The sequence below is a fragment of the Streptomyces sp. CC224B genome (assembly GCF_030010595.1).
In the GTDB taxonomy this organism is placed as follows: Bacteria; Actinomycetota; Actinomycetes; order Streptomycetales; family Streptomycetaceae; genus Streptomyces; species Streptomyces longispororuber.
In genome coordinates this window covers 71,845-78,457 of sequence record NZ_JASCXL010000036.1, presented here as the reverse complement: position 1 = coordinate 78,457, position 6,613 = coordinate 71,845, and the positions used below count along the sequence as shown (strand labels likewise).

Genomic DNA, 6,613 nt, shown 5'->3' with positions numbered 1-6,613 from the left:
AGGCCGGCGTCCACCTCGCCTCACTCATCCTCTGGCTCAGAGAACCCACCCAAGATCCTTTGCCAGACAGGCCCTAGGCCGCACGGCAACCGGCCGGTGCGGCTGAGGCACCACCTGAACCACGGAGGCCACGGCAGGTCACACGCGTCCCGGGGGCCCTGGGGACAACCCCTCAGGGTCCCCCTAGGGGTTGTCACAGGTCAGCCGCAAACGGAGCCCCGTCCACGGGAAGGGACGCGGCCGACCCCCCGGACCAGGTACGTTCGATGACGTGGCTGGATTCAGGATCGGACGCGGCGGCAGGGACAACCGCGCACAGCAATCGGGACGCGCCCCCGGCAACCAGGGCCCCGGACCGGGCCAGGGCTCCGGGCAGGCGCCGTACGGACAGCGGCCCCCGCACCACGGCGGCGGCCAGGCGCCGGGCGCCTACCCGCCCGCCCCCGGACACCCGGCCCCGCCCTCGTACGGCGGGCAGCCGCCCTACGGCGGCGGCCCGGGCCCCGGGCAGTACGGCGGGCCGCCCCCGGGCCAGTACGGCGGCGGACCCGGCCGGCACGGCGGCGGGCCGCACCACGGCGGCGCCCAGCAGTGGCCCCAGCCGTCCGGCGGCCGCGACGAGCCCGAGTACTTCGGCGGCAGCCCGGGCGGCCACGGCGGCGCCCCCGACCCGTACGCCGCCAACAACCCCGGCCACACCCAGGCCTTCTCCCTCGGCGAGGACCCGTACAACGACGGGGACACCTACCGCGCGGGCCAGGCCCCGCCCGGCCCCATCGGCCCGAAGCTGCACTGGAAGGACCTGCTGCGCGGCATAGTCCTCCGCCCGGTGCCCACCTTCCTCCAGATGCGGGACTACGCGATGTGGGGCCCGGCCGCCGTCGTCACGTTCCTCTACGGCCTGCTCGCCGTCTTCGGCTTCGACGAGGCCCGCGAGGACGTCCTCGACGCCACGCTCTCCACGGCGGTCCCGTACGTCCTCACCACCGGCGTCGCGATCACGATCAGCGCGTTCATCCTCGGCGTCGTCACGCACAGCCTCGCCCGGCAGTTCAACGGCGACGGCGCCTGGCAGCCGACGGTCGGCCTGTCCATGCTGATCATGGCCCTCACGGACGCGCCGCGCGTCATCGTCGCCCTCTTCCTCGGCGGCGGCAACAGCTTCGTCCAGCTCCTCGGCTGGGCCACCTGGCTCGCGGCGGACGCACTGCTCACCCTGATGGTGAGCAAGTCCCACGACCTCCCCTGGCCCCGCGCCCTCGGCGCCGCAGCGATCCAGCTCCTGGCGATCCTGTCCATCATCAAACTCGGCACGTTCTGACACCACCGCGCGACAGCGCCCAGGCCCCGGTGAGACACGTTCTCGCCGGGGTCTTCCCTCATCTCCGCCCGGCGCACGGGCACGGCTACGTGCGGAACGAGCGGGCACTCACCGAGCACGGGTGGCGTCGATGAGTGCCCGCTCGTCGAGGGGCGCGGCATGGCGCGGCGGGCGGGGCCGCGCCGTGACGGCTGGTGTGCGCGTCCGTCCTACGCGTCGAGGACCTGCCCGGACCGCTTCACCACGGGCGGCTCCACGCTCCACGGGAAGTTGATCCACTCGTCGGTGCGCTTCCACACGTACTCGCACTTCACAAGCGAGTGGGACTTCTCATAGATGACCGCGGACCGCACCTCGGCGACGTGATCGAGGCAGAAGTCGTGCACCAGCTTCAGCGTCTTGCCGGTGTCGGCGACGTCGTCGGCGATCAGCACCTTCTTGTCGGTGAAGTCGATGGCGTTGGGCACGGGCGCCAGCATCACCGGCATCTCCAGGGTGGTGCCCACGCCCGTGTAGAACTCCACGTTCACCAGGTGGATGTTCTTGCAGTCGAGGGCGTACGCGAGACCGCCGGCGACGAACACGCCGCCGCGGGCGATGCTCAGCACGACGTCGGGCTCGTACCCGTCGTCGGCGATGGTCCGGGCGAGGTCACGGATCGCGCCGCCGAACTTCTCGTACGTGAGGTTCTCGCGCACGCCGCTCTGGTCACTCATGTCGCTCATGGGGGGTGTCACACCTGGGTCCGATGGAAGTTGAGGAAGGAGCGGGAGGCGGTGGGCCCGCGCTGCCCCTGGTAGCGCGACCCGTACCGCTCGGACCCGTACGGGGACTCGGCGGGCGAGGTCAGCCGGAACATGCAGAGCTGCCCGATCTTCATGCCCGGCCAGAGCTTGATGGGCAGCGTGGCGAGGTTCGACAGTTCCAGGGTCACGTGCCCCGAGAAGCCGGGGTCGATGAACCCGGCGGTGGAATGCGTCACGAGCCCGAGGCGCCCCAGGCTGGACTTGCCCTCCAGACGGCTCGCGAGGTCGTCGGGGAGCGTGATGACCTCGTACGTCGACGCGAGCACGAACTCCCCGGGGTGGAGGATGAACGGCTCGTCCCCCTCGGGCTCGACCAGGCGCGTCAGGTCGGCCTGCTCGACGGACGGGTCGATGTGCGGGTACCGGTGGTTCTCGAACACCCGGAAGTAACGGTCGAGGCGCACGTCGATGCTCGACGGCTGGACCATGGATTCGTCGTAGGGGTCGATCCGCACCCGCCCGGAATCGATCTCGGCCCGGATGTCCTTGTCTGAGAGAAGCACGCACCGAGGATACGCAGAGCGCGCGGGAAGGCCGCAATTTGCGCAATGCGCCGCCCGCGCGCTCTTTCACCGTGCTGGTGCTCCGCGGCGCTCCCTAGCGCTTCTCGAACTCCACCGGCACCGCGTGGCGGAGCCGCGCGCACCGGGGACAACGGATGAGCCGGCCGGGTCCGAGCCGGTCGGCCTGCTGCATCGGGAACGAAGCGGTGCTGAACACGTGCCCCTCGGCACAACGGACGACGGTGCGCTCCATCAACTCCTTGAGTCCCTTCCCCAAACCCGTAACTGGCGACGACGAAAGCCACATTACGGGATGAAAGGGACGGCACTCCAGGCGGCACTCCGCACCCCCCGAACCCCCTCACGGCACCCACACAGACCGCCGGATCCGTGGCCGCCCCTCGACGAGGCGGGGCGCCCGACCGCAACCGGGCGAGGCCCCGAGCGGCCCCTACGGTACGCCCCAACTCCTTTCGCCCGCAGTCACCCAGAGCCCACACAGCGCAGCCGGCCCCCGGGGCGAGGGCGTCCGGGGGCCGGGATGAGGTAGAGTGTGCGACAGTACGAAACCGGTTCAACCGGCGTACCACGCGGGTGTAGTTTAATGGTAGAACATCAGCTTCCCAAGCTGAGAGCGCGAGTTCGATTCTCGTCACCCGCTCCAGGAATTTATTGTGAAAGCCCCAGGTCACAGACCTGGGGCTTCGCATTGCGCTGTTGTCCTGGCATCCGGCCCAGCGGAGCGCCTGGGGCTGTACCGGGGCGGCGGCGTAGCCGCTGCGGTAGGTCGTCGCCGGCTTCGCCGCTTCCGTCGCTCCGAGCTCCCGATCGGCCGGGCTCAGCCGCACGGGCGGGCGGTTCCGGTCAGCTCTGTCGTTTGAGTTCGCGCACGGCTGCGGGCAGGGCGAGGCACAGGGCGAAGGTGGTCGCGAAGCCACCTCCCCCGGCCAGAACGACATCAGTGGGGCCGACGCCTGACCCGAGTACCAACAGGCTCACGGAGAGGCCGACCACCATGGAGCAGGCAACGTACAGCGCCAGCCACAACTGCCACGTGCGTGCGGAACGGGCTGTCGATTCGGGCATGGACGTGGATCCTTTCGAGGTCACGGGCGAGAAGGGACGCGTAGGGGAGGATCAGCGGTGGGCGGCCGTCACAGCGGCTCGACCGATCCGTGCAGCAGGTGTTCGGCGAGTTCTGCCCGCAACCGACCGAGTGCCGAGACGTACGAGGCGTGGGCTTCGGCGCGTCGGCCGAGCTCGCCCAGAAGTTCCACGCTCCGCAGCTGCCGCCCGATCGGCGGAAAGCGCACGGGAAGGTGGCCCAGTGCCACAGAGCTCAGCGAGGGGGCTGCCGTGGCGGCTGCGCGGTGGGACATCCACTCGCGCGCGTACCGGAGGCTCAGGTAGGCATGGAGGTAGAAGGGATCGATCCCGGCGTTGGGACGTACGCGTAGACGCATCACGTTCGAGCTGAGCAGCCATCCGGCTTGTGGGCCGGAGACGAGCGCTGGTTGTTGCTGCGCACCCGTGCGCACGCAGACGATGTCGCCCGGGAGCAACTCGAACTTCTTGAAGCGCTCGGCCGTCGTACACGGGACGCGGTATCGGGTTTCGCCCGCGATCTTTCCTGCCAGGAGATCCTGCGGAAGGACGAGCGGAATGCCTGCGCCTGACGTGCGGGCCTCCGCCGGGAGGCGGGTGTACGACGGGCCGGGTCGGATCTCACACAGGTCCCTGAGCAATGCCTCGTTCCAGCCGCCGGGTCCCGAGCCCTCGCGGAAGCCGTCCCCCGCTTCCACTGCCCTGCGTTCCAGCACCCGAAGCCTGGCAGCGTGCTCCGCCACCTCCTCACCGGCTTCGTGCAACTGGGCAGCGGCGGGGGCAACGCCATAGTTCCCGCCACCCAAGTGGTCGGCGGGGCGGAGCGAACACTCCTCGTCAGCCACGACCTCGCGGTCCACGACGACGGCCGAGAAGCCGCGCTCAGCAGCACGTGACGCGTACTCGCTGTCCGGCCACTGCCCTCCGTCGAGCCACGGGCGGACCACGGCCGTGATCGCGTCGCGATCGGTCTCCCGCAGCACACGCCGACGTCGGACCTTCGCTCCCAACTCCTGGGCGTCGACGAACAGGATTCCCTCCCTGGCGGGGAGTTCCGTACGTCGCAGCACCCACAGGGAGACCGGCACGGGCGTCGCGGAGAACAGATGGGGCGGCACCGTGATGACGCACTCCACAGCCCCTCCACAGACAAGGGCACGGCGGATCTCGCGCTCGGCGACGTTCACCGAGTTGCCCGCCTTGACCGGCATGACCACCACTGCGCGACCACCGGGTGCCAGCGCGCCGAGGGCGTACTGCACCCAGGCGAGATTGTCATTGCCCTGCGGTGGTGATCCGTACGGCCAGTTTCCCGTCCGGCGCCCGGGGCCGGGTGCGTCGCTCATGTTGAACGGAGGATTCGTCAGGACTACGTCGGCACCGTGCTCGCGGTCCGGTGGCCATCGGTCGGACCGGGTGCTGGTCAGCTTCGCCCGTACACCGAGGTGGAGAAGGTACAGACTCGCGACTGCTTGCAGACGGCCGTCGAGGGTCTCGCCGTACACGGTCCCGTGCGTGCCCCCGATGTGGCGGACCGCGGCAGCCAGCATCTCTCCCCCTCTCATGTAGGGGTCGAGCACCGTGGTCTTCCGTCCCGGCGTAAGTACGAGAGCCGCGGACAACGAAGCCAGGCCCACCGGGCTGCAGAACTCCGAACCCTGGAGCCCGTCCCGGGCGCTGAAGGACTCCCATACGAGCTGGAACGCGCCAACGTCCGTGCCTGCCGCAGTCCGTACTGCCGTGGCGAGGTCGTCCCAGCTTCGCGGTTCCAGTTGCAGCAGGCTGCTGCGCATGTCGGTGCGGTCGCCGTTTCGACGCAGGGCCTCCTGCGCGATGTCGCCGAGGGTTCGAAGCAGCGCTTGCACGTCTCGGGACCCTTGGCCCGCCGACATGACGTCCTCGATCCGTCGCCACCGCTCCGGTTCCGCATGTCGTACGTACATCACGATGAGGCAGAGATTCACGTAGTCCGCCATCGTCGCCGGACCTCGGACTCGGTCGGCGAGTCGGCCCATCAATTGATCGACTGCCTTCTCGTCCTCGGACCCGATGCGCTCAGCGCTGTTCGCCACGGCTTCCGGATCCGCAGACGGCCGGTCACCGCCGGCCCGGCGGAAACGGTCGGCGTAGGTGGTTCCCGCCTGCTCCCCTTCGAGCAACTGCCGCCGAGGGATGGTGTGGGTCGCCAGCCACCGTGTGATCTCAGCCTCGTGGAACAGCTCCGTGTCGCCGGAGCGCACAGGAGTGGGAAAGTCCTTGTGCCGCCGTGCCCAGTTCGACACGGCCGGGCGCTTCACGCCCGCACGCTCGGCGATTTCGGTTCGGGTGACGAGACCGACTCGGTCCTCGTGTGCCAACTGCATGCCAGCTCCCAGTGGTTGGCCCGGTTGAGCTCTCGATGCGAGGACCGTACGGGGAGGGAGGCTCACGTGCCAAGCGCGCATTCACAGTGCTCGCTGTGTACTCATTCGATGGAGGGGCGGGAGAGCCACTCCGTATCTAGGGTACTGGAGCCAACACCCGCAGGTCAGCGTGACTCTATGACGTTCCCCCGCCCAGTCCTTCCACCCAGATTCCGCGATTACCCTGCTTAACAGGATCGTCGGGGTGAACTCCCGCGCGCCGGCTGCATGCAGGGCTGCCGAGGCGGGCTACAGCCACTCCGGTATCCCGCGGGCCACCTTCACGGCCACTGCCCGATGGGTGAGTACGGCGCCTTCTTCGTAGTGCACAGGGCGGGTGCTGCCCGTTCAGCGCAGGCCGTGCCCCACTGGCTTAGCGGCGAGTTGCCTCACTCAGGCTCCCTGCAGGCGCGCGTTCCCTGCCCGGACGCCCGACCGAGCCGACCCCGATACCGTGCTCGTCCGTGCACGCGCTTC

At 69.5% G+C, this 6,613-nt stretch carries 6 protein-coding genes and 1 tRNA gene; 2 read left to right on the top strand and 5 right to left on the bottom strand.

Annotated features, from left to right (window positions below):
- Positions 1-271 precede the first annotated feature (271 nt).
- Positions 272-1,321, top strand: coding sequence for a Yip1 family protein (locus QK440_RS17025; protein ID WP_282793949.1), 1,050 nt, complete (start codon positions 272-274; stop codon positions 1,319-1,321).
- Between the two features lie 209 nt (positions 1,322-1,530).
- On the opposite strand, the gene QK440_RS17020 is transcribed toward QK440_RS17025, so the two are convergent.
- From QK440_RS17020 to QK440_RS17010, 3 genes are all read right to left on the bottom strand, one after another.
- Entirely contained in the window at positions 1,531-2,046 is a 516-nt protein-coding gene (locus QK440_RS17020) for a phosphoribosyltransferase (RefSeq protein WP_282793948.1), read from the bottom strand.
- 8 nt (positions 2,047-2,054) lie between these two features.
- Positions 2,055-2,630, bottom strand: coding sequence for a dCTP deaminase (dcd, locus tag QK440_RS17015; protein ID WP_190139883.1), 576 nt, complete (start codon positions 2,628-2,630; stop codon positions 2,055-2,057).
- 94 nt (positions 2,631-2,724) lie between these two features.
- Positions 2,725-2,883, bottom strand: coding sequence for a hypothetical protein (locus tag QK440_RS17010; protein ID WP_170316473.1), 159 nt, complete (start codon positions 2,881-2,883; stop codon positions 2,725-2,727).
- A gap of 337 nt (positions 2,884-3,220) precedes the next feature.
- Between QK440_RS17010 and QK440_RS17005 the strand changes: the two genes are divergently transcribed.
- Positions 3,221-3,294 (top strand) — tRNA-Gly (locus QK440_RS17005).
- 200 nt (positions 3,295-3,494) lie between these two features.
- Here the strand turns inward: QK440_RS17005 and QK440_RS17000 are convergent.
- Together QK440_RS17000 and QK440_RS16995 are read right to left on the bottom strand one after the other, a co-directional pair.
- Entirely contained in the window at positions 3,495-3,716 is a 222-nt protein-coding gene (locus QK440_RS17000) for a hypothetical protein (protein WP_282793947.1), read from the bottom strand.
- Positions 3,717-3,784: 68 nt separating this feature from the next.
- The gene (locus QK440_RS16995) at positions 3,785-6,097 is read right to left on the bottom strand and encodes an N-6 DNA methylase (RefSeq protein WP_282793946.1); all 2,313 of its coding nucleotides are present in this window, start codon (positions 6,095-6,097) and stop codon (positions 3,785-3,787) included.
- Between the last annotated feature and the right edge of the window lie 516 nt (positions 6,098-6,613).

Coding starts and splice junctions, on each gene's coding strand:
- QK440_RS17010 (WP_170316473.1), bottom strand. CDS start 2,883: ATGGAGCGCACCGTCGTCCGTTGTGCCGAGGGGCACGTGTTCAGCACC.
- QK440_RS16995 (WP_282793946.1), bottom strand. CDS start 6,097: ATGCAGTTGGCACACGAGGACCGAGTCGGTCTCGTCACCCGAACCGAA.
- QK440_RS17020 (WP_282793948.1), bottom strand. CDS start 2,046: ATGAGCGACATGAGTGACCAGAGCGGCGTGCGCGAGAACCTCACGTAC.
- QK440_RS17000 (WP_282793947.1), bottom strand. CDS start 3,716: ATGCCCGAATCGACAGCCCGTTCCGCACGCACGTGGCAGTTGTGGCTG.